This is a genomic window from Pseudomonadota bacterium, from assembly GCA_008501635.1.
Lineage (GTDB): Bacteria > Pseudomonadota > Gammaproteobacteria > QQUJ01 > QQUJ01 > QQUJ01.
In genome coordinates, this window is sequence record QQUJ01000005.1 from 84,533 (window position 1) to 106,522 (window position 21,990).

General features: G+C 58.5%; 20 protein-coding genes and 1 pseudogene. 8 read left to right on the top strand and 13 right to left on the bottom strand.

The genetic code is table 11. From position 1 onward, the window contains the following. Positions 1-122: 122 nt before the first annotated feature. From DWQ09_01385 to DWQ09_01415, 7 genes are all read right to left on the bottom strand, one after another. The gene (locus DWQ09_01385; protein KAA3630256.1) at positions 123-3,227 is read right to left on the bottom strand and encodes an AcrB/AcrD/AcrF family protein; all 3,105 of its coding nucleotides are present in this window, start codon (positions 3,225-3,227) and stop codon (positions 123-125) included. After that, on the bottom strand, positions 3,224-4,603 hold the full coding sequence (locus DWQ09_01390) for an HlyD family efflux transporter periplasmic adaptor subunit (protein KAA3630257.1): 1,380 nt from the start codon (positions 4,601-4,603) through the stop codon (positions 3,224-3,226). The genes DWQ09_01385 and DWQ09_01390 overlap by 4 nt, the downstream gene beginning before the upstream one ends. After that, complete coding sequence (locus DWQ09_01395) at positions 4,603-5,052, bottom strand: hypothetical protein (protein KAA3630258.1); 450 nt, start codon at positions 5,050-5,052, stop codon at positions 4,603-4,605. Before DWQ09_01395 ends, DWQ09_01390 begins: the two co-directional genes overlap by 1 nt. Positions 5,053-5,280: 228 nt before the next feature. Continuing rightward, complete coding sequence (locus tag DWQ09_01400) at positions 5,281-5,460, bottom strand: hypothetical protein (protein ID KAA3630259.1); 180 nt, start codon at positions 5,458-5,460, stop codon at positions 5,281-5,283. Positions 5,461-5,817: 357 nt separating this feature from the next. Then, positions 5,818-6,111 carry an antibiotic biosynthesis monooxygenase gene (locus tag DWQ09_01405; protein KAA3630260.1) on the bottom strand — a complete coding sequence of 98 codons (294 nt, stop codon included), beginning with the start codon at positions 6,109-6,111 and terminating at the stop codon, positions 5,818-5,820. A gap of 50 nt (positions 6,112-6,161) precedes the next feature. Continuing rightward, positions 6,162-6,551 carry a hypothetical protein gene (locus DWQ09_01410; protein KAA3630261.1) on the bottom strand — a complete coding sequence of 130 codons (390 nt, stop codon included), beginning with the start codon at positions 6,549-6,551 and terminating at the stop codon, positions 6,162-6,164. 65 nt (positions 6,552-6,616) lie between these two features. Beyond that, the gene (locus DWQ09_01415) at positions 6,617-7,600 is read right to left on the bottom strand and encodes a cation transporter (GenBank protein KAA3630262.1); all 984 of its coding nucleotides are present in this window, start codon (positions 7,598-7,600) and stop codon (positions 6,617-6,619) included. A gap of 548 nt (positions 7,601-8,148) precedes the next feature. Here DWQ09_01415 and DWQ09_01420 point away from each other — a divergent pair. Together DWQ09_01420 and lepB are read left to right on the top strand one after the other, a co-directional pair. Next, positions 8,149-8,739, top strand: coding sequence for a hypothetical protein (locus tag DWQ09_01420; protein KAA3630263.1), 591 nt, complete (start codon positions 8,149-8,151; stop codon positions 8,737-8,739). 9 nt (positions 8,740-8,748) lie between these two features. Beyond that, positions 8,749-9,216 (top strand): signal peptidase I, encoded by a 468-nt coding sequence (lepB, locus tag DWQ09_01425; GenBank protein ID KAA3630264.1) that lies wholly within the window; start codon positions 8,749-8,751, stop codon positions 9,214-9,216. Positions 9,217-9,555: 339 nt separating this feature from the next. Here the strand turns inward: lepB and DWQ09_01430 are convergent, their stop codons facing one another. Both DWQ09_01430 and DWQ09_01435 read right to left on the bottom strand, forming a co-directional pair. Further along, positions 9,556-10,110 carry a heme ABC transporter permease gene (locus DWQ09_01430; GenBank protein ID KAA3630265.1) on the bottom strand — a complete coding sequence of 185 codons (555 nt, stop codon included), beginning with the start codon at positions 10,108-10,110 and terminating at the stop codon, positions 9,556-9,558. A 2-nt stretch (positions 10,111-10,112) separates the two neighbouring features. Continuing rightward, positions 10,113-11,489 (bottom strand): hypothetical protein, encoded by a 1,377-nt coding sequence (locus tag DWQ09_01435; GenBank protein KAA3630266.1) that lies wholly within the window; start codon positions 11,487-11,489, stop codon positions 10,113-10,115. A 289-nt stretch (positions 11,490-11,778) separates the two neighbouring features. Between DWQ09_01435 and DWQ09_01440 the strand changes: the two are divergent. The 5 genes and pseudogenes from DWQ09_01440 to DWQ09_01460 all read left to right on the top strand — a co-directional run bounded on the left by DWQ09_01440 (position 11,779) and on the right by DWQ09_01460 (position 16,490). Further along, positions 11,779-12,463, top strand: a pseudogene (locus DWQ09_01440) (transposase). A gap of 41 nt (positions 12,464-12,504) precedes the next feature. Continuing rightward, on the top strand, positions 12,505-12,720 hold the full coding sequence (locus DWQ09_01445; protein KAA3630267.1) for a hypothetical protein: 216 nt from the start codon (positions 12,505-12,507) through the stop codon (positions 12,718-12,720). Positions 12,721-12,943: 223 nt separating this feature from the next. Next, positions 12,944-14,584, top strand: coding sequence for an STAS domain-containing protein (locus DWQ09_01450; protein ID KAA3630268.1), 1,641 nt, complete (start codon positions 12,944-12,946; stop codon positions 14,582-14,584). A gap of 686 nt (positions 14,585-15,270) precedes the next feature. Next, positions 15,271-15,648, top strand: coding sequence for a ferritin (locus DWQ09_01455; protein ID KAA3630269.1), 378 nt, complete (start codon positions 15,271-15,273; stop codon positions 15,646-15,648). After that, positions 15,648-16,490, top strand: a complete 843-nt coding sequence (locus DWQ09_01460; protein KAA3630270.1) for a bacteriocin — start codon at positions 15,648-15,650, stop codon at positions 16,488-16,490. The genes DWQ09_01455 and DWQ09_01460 overlap by 1 nt, the downstream gene beginning before the upstream one ends. Positions 16,491-16,631: 141 nt before the next feature. Here DWQ09_01460 and DWQ09_01465 read toward each other — a convergent pair whose 3' ends face one another. The 3 genes from DWQ09_01465 to DWQ09_01475 all read right to left on the bottom strand — a co-directional run bounded on the left by DWQ09_01465 (position 16,632) and on the right by DWQ09_01475 (position 20,275). Next, on the bottom strand, positions 16,632-18,587 hold the full coding sequence (locus DWQ09_01465) for a copper-translocating P-type ATPase (GenBank protein KAA3630283.1): 1,956 nt from the start codon (positions 18,585-18,587) through the stop codon (positions 16,632-16,634). 839 nt (positions 18,588-19,426) lie between these two features. Further along, the gene (locus tag DWQ09_01470) at positions 19,427-19,762 is read right to left on the bottom strand and encodes a hypothetical protein (protein KAA3630271.1); all 336 of its coding nucleotides are present in this window, start codon (positions 19,760-19,762) and stop codon (positions 19,427-19,429) included. Between the two features lie 111 nt (positions 19,763-19,873). Continuing rightward, a complete protein-coding gene (locus DWQ09_01475) occupies positions 19,874-20,275 on the bottom strand; it encodes a hypothetical protein (protein KAA3630272.1) in 402 nt (133 codons plus the stop codon). A 227-nt stretch (positions 20,276-20,502) separates the two neighbouring features. Between DWQ09_01475 and DWQ09_01480 the strand changes: the two genes are divergently transcribed. Further along, positions 20,503-20,694, top strand: coding sequence for a hypothetical protein (locus tag DWQ09_01480; protein ID KAA3630273.1), 192 nt, complete (start codon positions 20,503-20,505; stop codon positions 20,692-20,694). Between the two features lie 793 nt (positions 20,695-21,487). On the opposite strand, the gene DWQ09_01485 is transcribed toward DWQ09_01480, so the two are convergent. Next, on the bottom strand, positions 21,488-21,700 hold the full coding sequence (locus DWQ09_01485) for a hypothetical protein (GenBank protein KAA3630274.1): 213 nt from the start codon (positions 21,698-21,700) through the stop codon (positions 21,488-21,490). Positions 21,701-21,990 lie beyond the last annotated feature (290 nt).

The window sequence follows — 21,990 nt, forward strand, 5'->3', positions numbered from 1 at the left end:
CGTCAAGCATGGCGAATTGCGGTTCTGTCGCGAGCTTTCCCAAGCCCGTACATACAGCAATCATTGGACACAGCAATCCTGCCAGCGCGGATGATTCAACCCACCGCAATCACTTGCGCCATTCATTGTTCCTCCTCGGCAAGATCCACCCGGGTCCAGCCCCAATCGTCAAACAATACGTACACGGCGGGAATAATGACCAGCACCAGCACGGTGGTGGTGAGCAAACCAAACACCACCGAAATGACCAGCGGTTTGATCGAGGCCGACTGGACGCTGGTTTCTGCCAGCAGTGGCAGCAACCCGGCGATAGTGGTGGTGGAGGTAATAACAATGGCGCGCAGACGGTCACGGCTGGCCTGTCCCGCCGCGACGATCGCGCTCAAGCCCTTACTGCGGTGTTCCTTGATGAACTGGATCAGCAGGATGGCGTCGTTTACCACGATACCCGCCAGTGACGCGGCGCCAATCAACGAGGGCATGGAAATGTACCAGCCCAGCAGTGCATGCCCCCACAGCGCGCCGACAAAGGCCAGTGGAATGGCCAGCATGACGATAAAAGGCTCGGCATAGCTGCGAAACTGGAAGGATAAAATAATATAGATGCCCAGCAGGCCGATCAGCAGGCCGCGCACAATCGAGCCGCCGGTTTCGGCCGAACGCGCCACCTGGCCCTCAAAACTGACTGCGACCTGCGGATGACGCTGTTGGAACCCGGCCAGCCAGTCGCTGCGCATAGCGCTGACAACGGCCTGTGCGCTGGCCTGCCGTGTATCCACATTGGCCTGCACAGTGACCGTGCGCCGGCCGTCCAGACGAGTGATCATCGCCCAGTCGCGCCGGTCCTGTGCTTGCACCACGACATCCAGCGGCACCTGCCGTCCGTTGGGTAGTGTAATGGTCTGGTCGGCAAGATCGTCCAGGCTGGATCGGTCGCGCTCATCCTGGCGCACCATGATTTCCACATCGCGCTGACCGATACGCAGCGTATCGGCAATGTCCCCGAGAAAGGCCGCACGCAGCTGGGACGCCACCATTTCCGCGGTCAATCCCAGCGCGTAGGCGCCATCCGTGAGGGTAAAAGTACGCTGCGGTTTGCCGGGGCGCAGGTCATCGATGATGTTATAGACCGCGTCGTACCCTGCCAGATGCTCGGCCACGTCCAGCGCCGCTGCCTTGAGATCATCCAGCTCCGCTCCCTGCAGGCGCACTTCGACGGGGATGCCGGCGGGCCCAAACCCCGGCTCCTGGATGATCAGGCTCGCCAGCCCCGGAATATCGCCAATCTGCTGGCGCCAGGCTGTGGTCAGTTCGTCCAGCGTGACGCTGCGGCGTTCAGCACTCAACAGATCCACCATCACCGTGGCCACATGGGCGCCGGCCTCCTGGGCGCTGGGGTTGTAATTGAAACGCACCTGAATCGCCGCCACCAGCGGGGCGCCGTCCGGCTGCTGCGGAGTGAGCCTCTCATCGAGCTGCCGCATGGCCTCGACAACCTGCTCGGCGACACGCTCCGTGTGCGCCAGCGGCGTACCCTGTGGGAGCAACAGCCGCGCCTCCAGTGTGTCGCCATCCAGATCCGGCATCGCTTCCGTGCTGATATGGCCGCCGGCAAGAAAGCCCATGGTGCCGAGCAACACCAGCAGCACCCCGCCCAGCATCGCATGGCGCCACTGCACAGCCTTATCCGCCAGCCAGCCAACCCGTTTACGGAACAAATCGAAGCGCCGGTCAAAGGCCTGCCGAAAGCGCGACTGCTCAGCAGCCTGCATTGACGGTACGCTGCCCTTGAGATGATGTGGCAGGACCCAGAAGGCCTCGATCAGGCTGGCGAACAGTGCTGCGATCAATACCACCGGCAACACCTCCAGTACGGCGCCCAGTTCGCCGGCCAGAAATGACAGCGGCGCGAACACCCATACCGTGGTGAGAAAAGAGGACATGACACCGGGCAGCACCTGCAGGGTGCCATCCACCACGGCTTTCAGCGGGGTGACACCCCGTTGTGCCTGCACGGCGATGTTATCAACAATGACAACGGCGTCATCCATGACTATACCGATGGCCATCAACAGCGCCACCAGCGTGATCATATTCAGTGATAGTCCACTCAGGCTCATAACAAAAAACGCGCCCATGAAAGCCACCGGCAGGCCGAGCACCGCCCACAGCGCCAGCCGTGGCCGGAAAAACAGCCCCATCACCACGATCAGCAGGGCCAGCCCCGCCAGGCCGTTGCTCACCAGCATCTCCAGCCGATCGCGCACAATGCTGGTCATATTCTGCGTCAGCGTCAGTTGTATGCGTCCATCGAGGCCCAGGCGCTCGGCTGCCACCAGCGCCGACAGTTCATCCAGCACTTCCAGCGCATCGTCACGCAGGGTCTTGCTGACCTCCAGCACCACCGCCCGTTCAGCGTTGAAAAATACCTGCGCCTCGGGTTGTTCCCCCACTTCCCGCAAGCTTGCAATCGCGCCCAGTGTGAGCTCACCGCCAGCCGCACCCGACACCACCACCAGATCCGCCAGCTGTCGCAGGCTGCGACGCTGGTCGGTAAAACGCAGCAAGACATCGCGATCCGGGGTCTCCAGTATGCCCAGCGGCACATCGATACTTTGCTGCCGCAGCCGCATCGCCAGGTCTCTGGCCGAGAGCCCATACTGGGCCAGTACAGCCCGTGGCACCTCAACCTGCCACTGGCGCTGCGACAGCCCGCGCAGCGTGACCTGGGCCACGCCCGGCAGGGCCATAATGCGCTCTTCCAGTTGCAGCGCGTAGTCTTCGAGCTGGTTCACCGACATGTCACCACTGACCGCTACCGCGGTCACCAGGTCGCTGCGGTGCAGCTCCCGCACCACCGGCGGCTCGGCTCGCGCCGGCAAGTCGCTAAGGGCGTTGACCTCGGTATCGATATCGCTCAAAAAACGGATGGCGTCGCCACCCGAGAGCATCGTCGCTGTAGCGCGAGCCAGATTGTCCTGGGCCACACACACCAGCTCGTCGAGATAGTCCACGCCTTTGATCGCATCGTGCAGGCGGCGGCACACTGCATCTTCGACATCGGCGGCGCTGGCACCGCGATAGATCACCTCGATGCTGACCTCGACGGGACGGTAATCCGGAAAAGTCTCACGCTTCAGGCTCGGTGCGGTGAACAGGCCAGCGGCCAACAGCAAGATCAGCAGCAGGTTAGCCGCCGTGGGATGGCCGGCAAACCAGCGAATCATGGTGCCGGACCTTGCATCAGCCCGAGCGCTAACTGCGGCAGACGTTCCTCCAGCGCCAGGTCCCGGTGCGGAGTGACCGCCATGCCCGCCACTGCAGGCACCGGATCATCGACGATGAGGACATCACCGGCCTCCAGCCCGGCAGCGATCACCGCCAGGTTCTGCTGTTCAAAGGCTACCGTGACCGCGCGCCGCTGCAGGCGATTATCAGCTCCCAGCAGGTAGACTTCGCCCTGATGCACCGCCGCTGCCGGCACCACCAGCAGGGGTTGCGGACTGTCGGTCGCAAAACTCACCTGCACATACATATCGCGCTGCAGCGCCGGCCGCTCGGGCGAACGTGCGAGGTCGTAGGGGGCTTCGACCGTGACCACGACCCGCGCGCTACGCGTCTGTGGATCGAGGCCGCTGGCGATCCTGCTGACCTGTGCAGGCCAGCGCACGGCCGGGAAGCCGGCCAGTGTCACCTCGCTGCGAATGGCCGAAAAATCCAGCCGCTGGGCAAGATCCAGCGCACTCTTTTGTTGTGAGGCGGGTGTCGACACAGCCGCCACAAGGCGGCGCAGCATGGGCAGGGGCACCTGCGCCTCGATTTCGGCCTGTTCAATGCTGTCGGCCAGAAACAGCTGTTGACCGGCGCTGACGTACTGGTGTTCCTCCACCGTCACATCCCTGACCCGCAGGTCATAGGGTGCAATGAAACGGGTATCTTCGAGGTCCTCGCGCGCCTGCTCCAATCGTGTGGTGGCACGTTGTGTTTGCCCATCCAGATACTGCTGTTTCGAGGGCAGCAGGGCTAACTGGTTATCCAGCGACTGCACAAGCTGGCGCTGCGCCAGTGTTGCGCGGCGCTGCTCACCGAGCCGGGACCGCGATACCGCATCGGTATCGGCCAGCCGCTCATTGCGTCTGAGCTCGTGTTCGGACAACTGCAGCCGCTCATTTTCAATCTGCAACAATTGCCTGGTATTCTGCATTTCCATTGCCAACTGCTCGCGCTCGGCCGCCAGCGATGCCAGTTCGGCTTCGACCGCGGCAATCGCCATCTGGTAGCGACTCGGATCCAGTGACAACAGCAGCGTGCCCGCGGGCAGTAGCGTACCGCTGTTCAGCTGTGGGTGGCGCTGCGTCACGCGTCCGGCCACGTTGGCCACTGCCTGCCAGGATTGTGCCGGACGAGAAATACCGAAGCCCCTCGCTGTCAACACAAACGGTATGGATTGAACTTCAATTACCCTTAGACCCGGAGACTGGGAACCCAACTCGCTGCGGGCCGGTCCCTCGCGGTTATAAACCAATAGCGCAAGCAGAATAAGCCCACCCAGTAAACCGGCGAGAACGAGATTTTTTCGATTGCCAATCTGCCATAAGGCCATCACGCACCTCCCACGGCGAGAATCAAATATGAGTGCTCTGCCCATCGTTGCGACTGGACCGAGACCAGGTGGAGTCCTATACACCGCACCTGTTGCCGGGCAATGAGAAATTGCACGGTACTGCGCGTTACTTCAGCGCTGTCCATGGAAATGCTCCCTAAACGGTTCACGGGTACGCTGATGGCAGGCCGGGCGGCTGGTTTGTAGTAGCCGCGGAATACTCGGTTACGGCTTGCCCGTCGCGACGTGCAGTCGCCTGCTTCAGCATCTGCGCCGCCTTGTGCGGTTTCAATGTCATGACGCTTGAACGTGTCCGCATCAGAGCCGATGAACTGAAAAACACACATACTCTCTGCCAGCGGCGGCTGCGAATGATCGGCAATTAACGGAGCGATCGTCACTACCATCTTCCACTCTTCCCGTGAGATGGCATCGATAATAACCTGCATGTTCTCTCTCAGGCACGTATTCTCGGCTCTTGGCTTTGCTTTTTCAGGCTCATCTTCTTTCTTTGGCCGACCTTTCCTGGCGGTTGGCGCATCACTCTTTTCTTGTCATCTGTTCCTTCCACGTATAGAGCTGGTTTCGTCTGATGCCCAATTGCATGTCGGGCCCGCCACGCAGCACCCCGGCCGGAAGAACAATAAACGCCATCGTCGCCCCCAGCGCGAGTGTGACTATGAGTTCACGTGAGACCCGTCATCGACAACCGGCAGCGCCAACAGCTTATAACGCGCGATCATCCGGGCGACTTCCTCCTGATACACTTCCAGCGCGACAGATACCAGGGCATGGCCCATGATCTCTACGATCCGCGTATCGGTGGCTCGTTCCAGGGCAGCGAATAGGGATACCACGGAAAAGCGGTTTCTCTTCAGGTAACCTCTGGTTGCGCTTGTGCAGGGTCATCAGCCGCAAGCTCTTTACCGATCCATCCCCACATGCGCGGTCAGGTTACCACTGACATCCACCGTGGTACGGCACATATTCAGATCCGGTCGACGCCGAGTACCGGGACAGTGCCGGTGGTGGGCACTCCGACACCCTACAGAATGCTGGCGGGTATGACTATACCCGCGCCCGGGGTACTCGGGGCGCTCCTTTCCCCCCTTTATCATAAACTTGGACATCTACCGGAACCTCAGCTCACCCACAGATTCTGCTGAGGAGGAGAACGAACTATCCGCAGGCGGCGCCTTTATATCGGAAGGGCCTTACTCGATCACGGCATCATAGAAGACCGGCTGCGGATTTCCGTGAAAGAGAGTTTGCGCGCGCTTTCGCAACTCTGCCTGGGTCTCGCTTGTGTGCATGGCCATAAAGGTCTCATGACTCTCATGCTCGACCAGGGCGACGTAGGTACCTCCCTCCTCGCGGGGCTGCAACAATATTCGACGGATAAAGCCGGGGTGGGATGCATAGGATCGATTTGAATCGGTGAACCACCGACGGAATTCAGTGTCTTTTCCATCCTTGATCTTTGGAAACTGCACAATGTTGATGAACATATCCCACTCTCTCTGTCATGGCACATTCAAAACGGTCGATCGCAAACTGATCAGAGGCAGCCGGTAGACGATCCGTAGCCGGAATGATGGTCTCCTTGCCCCTCATACGGATTGGATTTCATCGTGAGATAGAGCTTGTGCGAATAGACCTTCCAACCGAGCATTGCTGCGACATGCACGCGCGGGCGCATGTCGCTGATATCGTCACTCTGCAGGTCCTTCAAGTGATCGAAACGGGTCTTGACCTCAGTTCCTGGCTTATCGGTGAGAAAGTTTATCAGCGCGTCCGGTGACCCGGTCTCGATCCTTTTTTCGGCTGTTGAAATAGCTGACCGACACAGAAGCCCGCCGTGAGCAACCCCAGGACCAACTCGAGCTGCCGAGCGTCCCAGCATTGCGGTACTCATGCTCCTGTTTGCGGTCTGCGTGTCCTTCTGCATCGTCGCCCCAGGGTTGAAGCGCGGCAAGCGGACGGCCACATACACACGGCCAGTGTGCGCAAAGGTCAGGTCGCGGAGGTCCCCGGCAGCGGCTCATGCGCCGGATCGATCTCTATGTAGCAATAGCCGGGATGAATGCGTTCGTGCACCCGCCGGCGCACTTCCGCGGTGATGCGTGCGCCCTCCTCGACAGTGATGTTTGGCGCCACTTCGATCTGCATGCCTGCGTGCACGGTATCGGGACCGACATATTCTGCACGCACACCGCGCAAATTGACCACACCGGGTACTGAACGTGCGGTGCGTTCCATCTCGGCCAGGAACTCCGGACCCGGAGACTTGCCAAGCAGAAAGCTCGCGCTGTCGCGAAACAGGATTATCGCATTTGCCGCGATGATGGTTGCCACCACGATCGCGGCGATCGGGTCGGCGAGCGGATAGCCTAGCGGGATCAAGATTGTCGCAAGCAGCGCTGCGGCAAGGCCAAGTTGGTCATTGACCAACTCCAAAAGCAGCGCCTTGGCGGCCGCACCGCGTGCCTTCTGTATGTAGAGCATGACGAGGGGAATTGCCGCCAACACCATGGATCCGACGATCACCCCGAGCACAAGCGGCAGATTCTCGTACTCGACCTCATGCGGGCGGAAAAGGCGCGGAATCGCCTCTTGATATAGCTGGAAGCTCGTAAAAGAGATGAAAAGCGTCGCGGCAACGAGGGCGGCGATGTTCTGGGCGCGGCCATAGCCGAACATATGTACGGCATCAGCCTGCCGGCGCGAGTAAGTCGCCGCGATCAGCAGGAAGGTCGTGATAAAGATATCGCTCAGCGTGTGCAGCGCTTCCGCGAATACCGCCATGACACCTGATGCGAGATAAGCGGCCATCTTCGCCACAAGTATCACGGCGTATAGTGCGAGAGTCAGGCGCAGGGTCCGGATATCGCTGGATTCGGGCACGAATCTACTCCCGGAAGTAACGGGCCCATCGCGACAGCTCTCATTGTGTGAGAGCTTCGAGCAGCCGTTTTGACCTCGGATCAAGCTTGAGATGCGGCTCTGGGTTCACGATCTGACCACGGACGCTTGATTTGGAGCCAAGGGTGCGGTGGATAACGACTCTATCCCCGCGGGCGTGATTTGTCCAATGACGCCGGTGACCACGCTGTCACCTCCTGAGGCGAGTTAGGGAAAGGACTCTCTGTACTATGAGCGAACATCATGGGTTGGAAGCGGTGGATCCGGATCAGCGGCGAAGAGGCGGTGGTGTCGCGGCTGTGACAGCCACCCGGGCCTCGGCGTCCGGCGCGGTGCGAAGATCTCCCCTTGAGCCGCGTCAAGAGCCCCACAGGGCGCCGGCCTGCTCCCGGCCGCCGACTACCAATTCAGCCAGGACGAAGACTACGACGACACGCGGGTGCGCTGCGCGCCAGTCTACCTGGCCGGTACTGCTCTGGACTTGATGCTGGTCAACAAGGCAGATGCAGGCCCCGCGTAAGCTGTTGGCCTGCACATGGTTGATCCCGTCTCAAGCGGATACAATCATGGGCGCGGGATTGCAATAGGCGGTCAGTCGCGGCTCGCCAGATGCATCCGTCACAATGATCATCATCGAGGAGCGAACAATGCTGACTTTCATTTTCTTATCGACCTTCCTGTTGTTTACCCTGCTCGTTCTGATTCCCCGCAGAGCGAGCGCCCATTGCGACACCGAGGATGGCCCGGCCGTCCTCGATGGGCGTAAAGCTCTGCAAACCGGCAATGCCAACCATGCGCTGAAATGGATCCTGCCCGAAGGAGACGCGGAATTGCGCCCCATCTTCGACAAGGCCATAAAGGTGCGTACCCTGAGCGCGGATGCCGCCGATGTGGCAGACCGCCACTTTCTCGAGAATCTGGTGCGCATCCACCGCGCCGGAGAAGGGGCGTCCTATGACGGTATCAAGCCGACAGGTACCGTGCTGGATCCCGAGGTGGTAGCCGCGGACGAGGCGATGGAGACGGGCAATCTGAAGCCGTTGATGGCGCTGATCCCTGCGGACAAACATTCGGAGTTGCAGCGCCGTTTCGACAAGGCCAGAGCCCTGAAGCAGTTCGATGTGAACGATCTGGTCGCCGGGCGCGCGTACGTCGCTGCCTATGTGTCTTTCTACAAATTTGCGGAAGGGGAAGAAGACCATCACCATCACTGAGTCGTCCGGGTGAACTGGCAATGGCTCGTCATGCTCGGCGCCGGGGGCATCGCAGCCTTTTTGTTCCGGCGCTATGTCGGATTCGTAATCCGGGTGCACGCGCACTCCATGTGGCCGACGCTGCGTTCCGGGCAGCTTCTGTTCACCCGGTCGATCCTGCATGGACATCGAATTCGCCATGGCGACATCGCAGTAGTGCAATCCGCTGAGTTGGGTCAGCGTGTGGTCAAGCGGATACTGGGACTGCCGGGTGATCGGCTGGTGTTGGACTCCGGCGGCCTCGTTCGTAATGGCGAGCAATTGACCGAACCTTATGTGGTTCACGCGGGAGACACGAGCGGCTCGTGGCTGGTGCCCGAAGGTCATTGTTTCCTGCTGGGAGACAACCGGGCCGCTTCCAGCGACAGCCGTTCATGGAAGCAATCTTTCACGCCGCTGGAGGCGATCCTCGGGCGGGTACGTGCGCGACGCTTGTAGCACTATCGACCTGAAGACCGACGAGGGAGACCTCCCTGTTGGACCGAAGGTTGCTCTGCTCTGTTTGCAACCTTGAATCAGATGTCAGACGATTCATGAATCCCAAACGTCAACAGCCCCTACTTTTATCCCGCCGGGTATGTCTCAGGTTAAAACAGTAACGCCACTAGTGGTGTAAATTCGGGCGTAGCTATTCGAGGCGAAGGGTTGCGGCTTGCCTGTCCCAGCCGTTCGAGTACGGTCCAGCGCAGGCGGACGGTGTCAACCTTGAGTGCCACCGCATGGTTTTGTCCGCGGCCGATCCGTTACGCCCAAAGCCCCCGCTGTCACCCGCCTGCGTTATGCTCGCACCTTGCCGCGGCCAAAAAACCCGAGCGCGACGAGGATGACGGAAACCGCTGCGATGATCAGCAGCGTCAGGTCCGGCAGATAGTAGGTCGAGTAGATCTCCCAGCCCAAACGCCGCAGCACCTGGCCTATCTCAGTATAGTTGCCGACAAGATGCCCACCGAGTGTTCCGGTGATCCCCACCAACACCACTCCGATACCGGCCAGCACCACCATTACCCACCGCGACAGACCGATCCAGAGTTCACCGCCGTGCAGATAGCGGATCACTGCCAGAAGTGTGTAAAAGGCAAGCGACCAGCTTGCCAGCAGCATATGATTGCGCCCCATCGGTGTGGACGATAGCGTTTCCCATGGAAAGATCAAAAGACCAAGCGCATAGGCAACCGCTCCGGCGATCATGCCGAGGGTGAGAAATACAGGCAGCGCCCGGTCCATCGCCTGTCCTATAGGGCCGGAGCTGAAGGCCCGGATCACGATTGCCAACGAAGACACCATCCAGAGAGCAATGGGGAAGTGGATCGCTAAAACATGATAGGGTGCCATTTTCAGGCTCCTTTCCGCGAAGATATCGTTGCATTCAGGGCAACACCGAAGGCACCGATCAGGACCAGACCGGCGAGAAGCGTCAACAGCCACTGACGGCGGATGGCGTCGCGAAACTCGACCTCGACGCCGTAGACCGCCAATTGTTCGGGGCTGTGGCGCGCCTTGACCGGGATTCCGGCCGCGATAGCCTCAGCCCCGGCGTGATGCGCGCTGTTGAGCATCGGCCACGTCACCTGACCCGGGTAGAACAGGGTCACGTTGGTCCAGATGTCGCTCCATGTCGGCGCAACACCGGTGAACCGAGCAGCGTTGATATCGGCTTCGTGTGCCAGACCCAACGTGCGCGGCAACGAGACATAGTGCCAGCGTCCGCCCGTGGCATTGCGATGAATGGCAAAGGCCACGTCGTAGCTGCGGTGATCTTGCAGGATCTTGTCATCCGCCGGATGCCCGGTGTCGAGCGCCCGCGACAATGTGACGTCCCAATAGCCGTCGGCCCAGTGCCCCTCGCCGGATACGCGGATGTCACCGCGTGATCCGGCTGCCGGGCGCAGGATACGTCGCGGCAGGACATCGCCGTCCTGCCAGCCGGCATCGGGATCGAAGGGAACGGCCTCGCCCTCGATCAGTGCGTAGACCTGGTCCTGTGAGATCCGGCCTGCGGCCACGTCCTCCCAATGCAGTGCCCGATACCCGGCTGACGCCATGTTGAACATTACCCGGGGCTGCTTCAGATCTTTGTCCCAGTTGGTCGCGTAGCTGGATGATCCCGCATCGCCGTCACGTCCCGTGTGGATATGCTGGTCGTCAGCCTCGCCGACAGGATTGGACCGGCCCGCTCGCCAATGCCACAGATCGAGGAAATACCCTGCTTGACGCATGCCCAGCAGCTCGCCCTCAGAAGCCATGTCATCCCATCGCCCCAACTGGTTCCGGGTCAACGGCAAATACTTGGTCACCTCCTCGGGTGCCTCGTTGGTCAACCCCGCCAGACCGTCTCCGACGGTGATGTAGCCGCCGTACCGCGAGAAGGCGGGCACGCTGCCGTCGTCAAGCATCATCGCCACGCGGTCCTCGTGCATCCCGAACGGGTTGGATCCAGGCATCTCGCCACCCTCGACGATCCAGCTACCATCCTGATAGCGCAAGATGTCGTGGAAAATACCGGGGCGCTCCGCCGGCCAACGATAGCGGACGAATATCATCGTTTCGTTGTAGGCGGCCTGCACCTGCAATGGCACGGTCAGTTGTTCGGGAATGCTGATGTTGCGGTCCGGGTCGTTCCTGACGACACCGGTACCATGTGTGACCCACGCATACAGCAACACACCGGAGAATAACCCAACAGCAGTTAACAGTTTAATATTTGACACTATTTTCTCTCCTGCATGGCCAAGTCAGGATGGCACAGGCGTAGGATCTCATTTCGTGTGAGGGTGTCAGTGCACGAATTCGGATAAAAAAAGACTGGTTCGGGTGAAAAGCCGTAAGTCGCCAAGCCAACAACCCTCACCCCAGGAACCAGCCTCAATGCATCCTAGTCAACGTGGGTGCAAACATCAACCACAACACGTTCGCCGTCACGCGGCAAACAGTGATTCCTACACCTTTTTCAGAGATCAATGGAGTCAGCGTCATTGATTATGTTACTGAAGCGGATTCACCTTGAGTGGTGTTTCAAGGAGGAACTCCATGGCCCGCTTTTACGATGAAGCAGACTATAAGGCTACCTGTCGTGTCTCAAGGATGCCGCAACCAAATACCAAGTTGCCATCCATGCCTTCGTGCTGATGACCAATCACGTCCACTTGCTGGCAACGCCAAGCGACGAGCAGGGCATCAGCCGCAAGATGCAGGTCCAGAGTCGCAAATACGTGCAGTATTTCAACTTCACCTATGGTCGTACCGGAACCTTGTGGGAGGGGCGGTACAAATCCACGCTGGTGGATGCCGATAACTATCTACTGACCGTGTACCGCTATATCGAACTGAACCCCGTGCGGGCCAATAGGGTGTGCACCCATCGGCATCCCCCTGGTCCGGTTACCAGGGTAATGCTCAGGGAACGCCCATCCAGTTGCTGACACCTCATTCGATGTATCACCGACTGGGCGAAACCGACGCAGAGCGACAGAGTGCCTACCGCGCACTGTTTCGCAGCAGGAGGACTGCGCGAGACCTGACGGCGATACGGGAAGCGACGAACAAGGCCTGGGTCCTGGATGATGACCGGTGCAAGGCGCAGATCAAAGCCAAGACCGTGCGGTGGTCCATGCCTTTGGGGCATGGCGGGGGTATAAAGTCGGCGGCATTTAGAAAAGCCCCCAAATCAATGATTCTGACCCAATAGATCCTGCCCCCCCCTTTGAAGCTGTACGTCAGCGCGCTGATGTGCTGGCATCGATCCGGCGTGGCGAGTATCTGTTCAAGCGCGCCGACCTGAGTCATGAGGTCGTGCTGGATCTCGCTAGGAAAACGAAGCGCAAAGAATGCAAAATGGGCTTTGGGATCATTGGTTTTCTGACGAGGTTGATCGTGAGGCGGTATCGATCTGAACAGGGTGTCACTTGCTGCTGCACGATGATCCGCAGACCACGACTGGATTGACGCTACGCAGTCCGGACAGTTGCGTATTTTTCATTCATCGTTGCGTCCCTGCGCAACGAAGCGCACGCTGATATGCGAAAGCATGTTTTGCATACGGAATTGTGCCCGCGACGGTGCCATCATTTCAGTGCGTGGAAAGTGAAGCTGATTGAGGCTGTAATTTTGTCGGCCGGCGAGTTATTGAAACGAGGATGTACCATTGGACAACAACCATGACAACCTTATGAACGGTGAATTCACGCCCAAGTTATTTTCCCTGATCAAAGCCGGTATTCCGCGTGAAACGATACTCAAGGATGTGATGTCCGGAGTGATTGTGGGGATTGTGACCTTGCCGCTGGCGATTGCTTTTGCCATCGCTTCCGGGGTGTCACCGGAGAAGGGTTTACTGACGGCGATCGTGGCCGGTATCGTTATTTCCGTGTTTGGTGGTAGTCGGGTGCAAATCGGCGGGCCCACCGGTGCTTTTATTGTCATTGTCTACGGGATTGTCCAGACCCATGGTGTGGACGGTTTGATCATCGCCACATTCATGGCCGGCTTTATCATGATGGCGTTTGGCCTGGCACGATTTGGCAACTTTTTAAAATTTATTCCCTATTCGTTGATTGTGGGTTTTACCAGCGGCATTGCTGTGATTATTTTTTCATCGCAGATTAACGACTTTCTGGGTTTGCAGATTACCGATATGCCTGCAGATTTTTTCGCCAGATGGTCGCTGTATGCGACTCATTTGAATCAGGTCAATGTTTATGCGGTGGTCATTGCGGTGACCACGGTGCTGCTGACGCTTTATTTGCAAAAGTTTATCAAGTTGATTCCGGGGTCGGTTGTGGCGATCGTGCTGGCAACCCTGATTGTGCACTTATTTAATATGCCGGTGCAGACCATTTACAGTCAGTTCGGTGAGATTCCCAATGCGCTAAGCATGCCGAGTTTACCGGAGATGGATTTTGGCATTGTTAAATCGCTTATCCAGCCGGCCTTTGCGATTGCATTACTGGGTTCGATCGAGTCCCTGTTGTCGGCGGTGGTGGCCGATTCCATGATTGGCGGTAAACACCGGTCTAATGTGGAACTGATGGCACAAGGTGCGGCCAATTCCGCCTCGGCGTTGTTTGGTGGTATGCCCGCCACCGGCGCCATTGCCCGCACCGCCACCAATGTCAATAATGGCGGCCGTACTCCGATTGCCGGGATTGTTCATGGTGTGGTTTTGTTGTTGATCATGCTGTTGTTTGCGCCCCTGGCAAAACTGATTCCGTTGTCCTGTCTGGCCGGAATTTTAGTGGTTGTGGCTTACCATATGAGCGAATGGCGTCAATTTAAGTCGATCTTAAAAGGCGACAAAATGGATGTCATTATTTTACTCACCACATTTTTCCTGACGGTGCTATTTGATCTGGTGATTGCCATTCAGGTCGGTATTGTGCTGTCGAGTTTTATGTTTATGAATCGAATGAGCCAATCCGTGCAGATTGATAACATCACTATGGATCAAGAGCGGGTGGAGCGCCTGTTTGAGGAAGAGACTCTGGATGTGCCGGAAGGCGTGGTGTTGTATGAAATCAATGGGCCGTTATTTTTTGGTGCGGCTCGGCAGTTTCAACACACCCTCACCAGTATTCCCTCATCGGCTCGGGTGATCATATTACGAATGCGCTATGTGCCCTTGATTGATGCCACCGGTTTTCAGACTTTGAAGGATATCATCAGCAATTTTCACAAGCAGGGCATTCAGGTCATCTTATCGGGCGTTCACGCTGAGCTGGCGAAAGATTTTGAACGCCATGGTGTCTATCAGGTGCTCGATCGGCAATGGGTGGTGAAAGACATTAAGCAGGCTTTGCGTTTGGTTCACTAGAACCTATCTCAATAACCCGCGCATGCTGTGTTGAGCCCCAGAGGCGCGATGGGTAGGCCCGAAGGCGCGGCCAATAGCAGCGCTATTGGCAAGTCGAGAACACCGCCGGCGCACCTCTGGGGTCAGCCCGAAGGGCCGGGCGCTCGTGGCTCCAGCGCGGTGTTGCGGCTCACTCATTGGGAGTGACCCAACCACGATCGCCGCGCCTGGCGCTCGAACCACGAGCGACCGGCACAGCTCGCGCGGGATATTGAGATAGGTTCTAGTAAACGTAATGTTTAAAGATCGAGCCGTTATTGTGACAGCTTTTACAGCCAGTCATAACCTGATCATCTATCACCAGTCACCGGCACCTTGTGAGCTGTCGGCGCCCACGCGTTAGCGCAAATGCACCGATTGTCGAGCATAGCCGGACGGGTCCACGAACTTGACTCAACCGTCCGTGGTTGCGGAGTAAAACTCCGGTTCGGTTGCGACGGGGCATACTGGACTTCGTTCCATAGTGGCCTATAGTGCAATAATGAATCGAGCTGACGATTTGCGAAGCTGAGTGATTTCACATGATGGAAACAATGATTTGGATGAGGTCGCGCTCTGTAGGGTAAGCGAGGTTCAGAGGAGGGCGCTTGCAAGGACAAGTGCCCTTGCGCAGGTTTCATCCACCGATGGAAATTGGAGATCATAGAATGACTGGAGCAAGCGCAGGACTTCATGAAAATGCCGACAAACTGAAGCCCGAGACCATCGAGCGGCATCGTGCGATTGTCTCGCTGATGGAGGAGCTTGAAGCGGTCGATTGGTATGATCAACGGATCGATGCCGCGGAAGACGACGAATTGCGCGCCATCCTCGTGCATAACCGCGATGAAGAGAAGGAGCATGCATGCATGCTGCTCGAGTGGCTGCGGCGCAGGGACGCCACTTTCGAGCATGAGCTGGAGACGTATCTCTTCACCGAAGGCAAGATCACGGAGCTGGAGAAAAGCGCGCAAGGGGAGGATTCCGGGGTCCCGGCAAGTGATCTTTCGCTCGGGGTAGGAAGTCTCAAAGAGGGGAACACCTGATGAACGATCTTCGACGCGAACAAGCTCCGATTACCGCAAAGGCCTGGGAAACAATCGACGAGGAGGCCAGAACCACACTAAAGGTCAACCTGGCAGCCCGCAAGATTGTGGACTTTGACGGACCCCTGGGGTGGCATAGTTCCGCGGTCGGACTCGGGCGAACGGAAGCGCTCTCGAACCCGCCGCATGCCGGCGTTTCCGCTTCCTTGCGAAGGGTGCAGCCGCTGGTCGAGTTTCGCGTACCGTTTGAACTACCACGCAGCGAGCTCGACGCTATAGCAAGGGGCGCGAAAGATGCGGACTTGCAGCCGGTGTTGGACGCGGCCCGCGCAATTGCGATAGCGGAGGATCACGCCGTGTTTCACGGATACGCCGACGCCCACATCGAAGGTATTATTGAAGTGGCGGGGGATGAAGCACTCACCCTTACCGATGATTACGAGAGCTACCCCGGCGTCATCGCGGCCGCTCTTGCAAAACTCCGTATCGCTGGCGTGGACGGACCGTATGCGATCGCGCTCGGACCACAGTGCTACACAGGGCTCACGCAAACCACCACAAAAGGCGGGTTCCCGGTAATCCGCAATGTCGAGAAGCTGCTGGACGGTCGGATCATTTGGGCTCCCGCTGTCGAAGGGGCCGTCGTTGTCAGTTTGCGAGGTGGCGATTTCGAACTCGTGGTTGGACGGGATATGTCCATCGGCTATGAACGCCATTCGGCTACAACGGTCGAGCTGTATATCGAGGAGAGCTTTACATTCCGGGCTTTGGCACCCGAAGCGGGTGTGCCGCTCTTATACCGCACAGCAAAAAAGCGAAAGGCTGGTGCGCGCAGTAAATGATGCTTATGGCGCCCACTTGCGCGTAATTTAAGGTCATGCAGGGCTGTGCTGGAAGAGGCCATCACAGCTTCCCAGCGTTTCTATGTTCGCATAAACCCGCGCTTCACTGATCTGACTGGCTCCCCGAAGTCTTCTGACGCTTCACGCGGCCGCCACGGCCCCGGGACGAAGGTTGAGACGACGGAGGGTCTGGGCGTTGGCGGCCACGATCACCGTAGACAGGCTCATCAGCGCCGCTGCCACCGCCGGCGGGAGGACGAAGCCTGCCCAGGCCAACGCGCCGGCGGCGAGAGGCAGCGCCGCGATGTTGTAACCGGCCGCCCACCACAGGTTCTGGACCATCTTGGAGTAAGAGGCCTTCGAGAGCCGGATCAGCGACAGGACAGCCCGTGGGTCGTTGGAGGCCAGGACGATGCCGGCCGACTCGATGGCGATGTCGGTACCGGCCCCGATGGCGATGCCGACGTCGGCGCGGGCCAGCGCCGGTGCGTCGTTGACACCGTCGCCGACCATGGCCACAGTTCCGCCACGCTCGATAAGCCTGGCCACCGCCTCGTCCTTGTCGGCAGGCAGCACTTGAGCGAAGACCTCTTCGATACCGAGATCGGCGGCGACGTGGTCGGCAACCGCCCGGGAATCACCGGTGATCATCACCACGGATATGCCAAGGTCCTGCAAAGCTGAAACCGCCTGGCGGGACTCTTCCCGCACCCGGTCCTCCAGCCCAAGGGCGCCGACGATTGCATTGTCGACTACCACTGTGAGGACGGCGGCGCCGCGATCGGCCCAGGCGCGTGTTTGCTCCGCAAGAGCGTCCGGCGCCGTCAGCGTCAGTTCCTCCAGCATGCTCGGACCTCCGACCTGAACCCGATGGCCGTCGACCAGGGCGCTGACACCGACTCCGGAACGGGCAACGAAATCGTCCGCTCGCGCCACCGTCAGCCCCTTTTCTTCGGCCGACCGGGTGATGGCTCGTGCCAGCGGGTGTTCCGACTCGGCTTCGGCACCGGCAGCAAGTGCGAGGAGGGTGTCGTCATCTCCATCGAGTGCCGCGATCTCGGTCAGGACGTGCGCACCCTCCGTGAGGGTTCCCGTCTTGTCGAACAGGACGGTGTCGACCGTGCGCATCTTCTCGAGGGCAAGGCGGTCCTTGATCAGGATTCCGGCCTGGGCGGCCAGTCCGGTTGAAAGTGAAATCACCAATGGGATGGCCAGGCCGAGGGCATGCGGACAGGCAACCACCAGCACGGCAACCGTGTGGGTGAGGGCATCGTCGGGTCGACCCAGGCCCAGCCACACGACGGCCGTGATCACGGCGGACGCGACCGCCACATAGAAGAGCGCGGCGGCAGCCCGATCGGCCAGGGCCTGGGCCCGGGAACGGGACTGCTCGGCTGCGGAAACGAGACGCTGGATGCCGCCCAGTGCAGTGGCGTCCCCGACAGCGTCTATGCGTACCCGCACCGACGAATCGGTCGCTACCGAACCGGCCACCACCCGTTCGCCCACCCCGCGCTGGACGGGTTGGGATTCACCGGTGAGCATCGACTCGTCGAAGGCGGCCTCGCCCCGTTCGATCTTGCCGTCGGCCGGTACCCGTGCTCCCGGCCGGATCAGCACCAGATCACCGACTTCGAGACTGGATGGAGAGACAGCTTCTGCCTCGCCGTCGTCACCCACCCGTTCGGCCTCATCGGGAAGCAGCGCCGCCAGGGCCGCCAGGGCCCCCTGGGTGCTGCCGATCGCTTTCATTTCCTGCCAGTGGCCCAACAACATGACCACGATCAGCAAAGCAAGCTCCCACCAGAACTCCAGATCGAGGATACCCGCCAGGTTGGCCAAAGAGGCCAGGAAAGCCACGGTGATGGCCATGGCGATCAGGAGCATCATGCCCGGTTGGCGGCTTTTCGCTTCCGAGTAACCGCCGGTGAGGAACGGGCGACCACCGTCGAAAAAAAGGATGGTCCCGAAGATCACCGGGATCCATGACGAACCCGTGAAGGTGAGTTCATAACCGAACCATTCCTGGATCATCGGCGAGAAGACCAGGATCGGAACGGCATAGATCAGATTCCGCCAGAACAGACGCTGGAACATTTCGGCGTGGTCGCCGTGACCGCCGTGCGAACCGTGTGAGTCGCCGGAGTGGGTTGACTTGTGCCGGTCCATTTCGTGTTTCGTCTGTATATTCATGTCAACTCTTGTGAGGCGGACGATGCCAGCCACCGCGGGCGAGCCGTTGGTCCCTGCCGGTGATGTAACCGGGTGTGATGATCATGATCGAAAATGGGTCCCTTCCAAGTATAGGTGTCAAGATCTTCTTCAGCCATCGTTGCGGGTCATCTCGGAAACGTTGCGCCACGGGTCACCGCCAACACCGATTCGGGCCGTTGTCAGCACACTTCCTCGGTGATTCAGGTAGTGCCGAACTCGTCTACCATGTCGTCGATCGCCCACTTCCACTTGAAACGGTCCAGGTGCTGGGATTTCGGCAACGTCGGGCTGTGACAGGTGCCGCAGGGGGATTCGACAGTTGTTTAACAGGCTGTGGACCTGTTTCCGTCTCCGTCATCGTCGGGGCGCAGACGAGCAGCACCAGTAGCAGCGCGTTCCCGGTCCGCCGCGCGGTCAGACGCCGACCGTGACCGGCACGCGGTGCACCAGGTTGCGGAAAATGGCGAAAACAGGGAACGCCCATCCGCCGACTGCGCATCGCTACCGAACATCTTCATGGTATCGGAAATCAAGCTCTCCCTTTGTGGAGTGGCGAGCACGTAGCTGTGGTTCGTCATCCAGCAATAGGTGTGGACTCTTACACCGTACCGTCGGGAGAACTGCTGGTGGAAGTGATAGGTCTCTGACTCGCAGAAACATGCGTCGCGCTGATTGTCCCGCTGCACGATGTGAGGGGGAAGACCCGAACTATAGCTCCATGCTCACCTCGGTATCGCATCTCCTTTGCACCTTGCCGGCAACCAACGGAAGGAATTTTGCAACCAATCGGCTGGTCGGCATTTATACCCACCGGCTCGTTTTTTTGAATGTAAAAACCAGCGGGTGCGCCCGGCCAGGTAGACCTTCCGGATGCGAACTCGCCGCTCATCCGCGATGGCGATCGCGCAGTCGCGGTCCGATTCGGGGCGGTCAGCCCATTCATGGCAGGCATGCGCATAATGTCGCCGCAGGTTTGTGTGGGTCGCTTCCTTGCGCCTGGGATCTGCGTTACTTAAAAGCCAATCTCCTAGCATCTTTTGAGTGACTTGAAACCGCACACATCGGTTTGGTCAGGAACGATCCCGTACAGGATCAGTGCCCAGGCCCGGCCGCCGGCCGTGTGAGCGGCGAAGAGCCAGGGCTCGTCCCTGACCAGGCTCTCACCCAGGTTAAAAAATCCACACGAGAAGAAGCACCCACAGACCGATCATTATGGCCATCAGCAGCACCTTGGGCCACATAACCTTCCAGAACCCCTGTTCCTTGATCTGGCGCTGCTCCTGGACGAACGCTTCGCGCCTTGCCATCTGCAGGCGGACCATCCAGCTGTCTCCGGATGTCTGGATTTCGCCATCCTTCTCAAATACGAAGATCGTCACCCGCGACGTGGCAAGCCAGAAGGCCAGGTATAGAAGGCCTCCTACGACCGGAAACAGGAGGAGGATGATGACGAACAGCCACCAGTTGAATGGCCCCCGGGTGGTGAGCGATGCGGTTGTTTCCGTGGCGGCACAGGGCCTCCATCCCATGTCCACGAGTTCCGATACCTTGACACTGATCTGTTCTTTCATTATTTGAGGACTCTCTTTTTCTGGTTGCGAACAACAGGAACTAGAACCTATCTCAAAATCTCCCGCGAGCGCCTGGCCCTTCGGGTTGGCCCCAGAGGTGCGCTGGCGGTGTTCTTGACTTGCCAATAGCGGTTGCTATTGGCTGCGCCTTCGGGCCTACCCAGCGCACCTCTGGGGCCCAACACAGCACGCGCGGGTTTTTGAGAGTAGGTTCCAATTAACCTTCTGTGAAAAATATTGCGAATCAGCTTGCAGAATCAGTAGTAAGAAACCAGAAGGCGTTCCATGGGGATGGACTGCAGATGATACTGGTATGTGCAAATCGGATCTGTGCGGTAACGTACGCAGAACATGCGCAAATAGAGATGGATCAGATGAAATTTTTCATGAGTTGGTTTGCGGTATTCAGGATGCAGTAAACATGTGATTGGCGCCGGAAAAGAAAAGGTTAAGCGAAAAGGTGCTGGATGGGAGTGGCACTTGCTTAGGTATGGCGGTCATTGTTGTGATCCGCAGGATCGGCGTCAGTGGCCGCTACGACAATTTGGTAGCCGAAAGTGTCTTTGGCCTGCTTAAACGGGAGCGGGTAAACCGGGGCTGATACGCCATCAACGGCGTGGTCTACTCCACCGAGTGATTCTACAATCGACAGCGTAGTCACTCCGGCGCTGACGAATTATCTCCCGCAAGCTATGCCGAAATGTTATCTGCAAAAGCCTTAACTGAACCGTCCATGGAGAGGGGGTTGAGCCATGGTTGCGCTCCGCGTGTAGAATCCCGGGCTGGTCTTGGGATCTTTCGAAAAGTACCGGGACATTCAGTCGCAGCAACAACCGATCTCTATGTGCGATAGCGCACAGACCATTCGGTAAAAGTGCCCATAGTCTGTCGTCATGAGTCTACCGGGCCACCTACCACTGTCTATCGGAGCGCGGCCTGGTCTGAATAAGCAACGGTGAAGAAGTGAAACTGTGTACCGTGTATAGGCTAAAAGGCTTGCGGTTGGTCGGGTAGTTTGCCAGCGAAGTTCACACGGGACTGCAAAACGGGTATCAAAAGTAGGGTCATTTCGTTGTTCTTGGCCTCCCGTACATTCTCTGCAGGTTGGAGTAGTATCAGAGCTTCCCTATCAATACGGAAATTCAAAAAGGCTTTTCAAGGCGGCGGCATCGCCTCTGAGACTGGCGGCCATCTGTGTTGACAGTGCAGCATTCAAGCGGCTGTAAATACGGCGAGAACCTCCTTTTTGTTGATTATTCGAACCATGGCAAAAACGCTGTAGAAACTCAAAATGCAATGTATGGGGACGATGAACCTTGCGCGGGGTTCTATGCGATCATCAGCCTCAAAAAAATAACCGGTTTTGAATTGAGTGTAGGCGTTATTGATGATGTAGGACTGGTTGCAGGTTTTAATATCGCTCAAGAAATAGACGCGCTGTATTACTTGCCGCGGTTTCGGCTGACCTTTGATATCCCCGGTTTCAACTTAGGGAACGTCTGAATAAGTGATGCAAACCAGCACGGCCGATTCAATATGTTTGTGTTTTTCATCATAAGGAGCGTTTGCAGGCAGTATTCGGCTCAACATGGGCCGTTTTCTAGCCGTTTTGTGCGCCGTTGCGGTTTATCAGGCGCACCAATCCTATGTCGGGCATCGCAATCGTCGCCGCGCCAGGTACAGATTGGTCAATGCACTCAGTACAAACAAGGCAT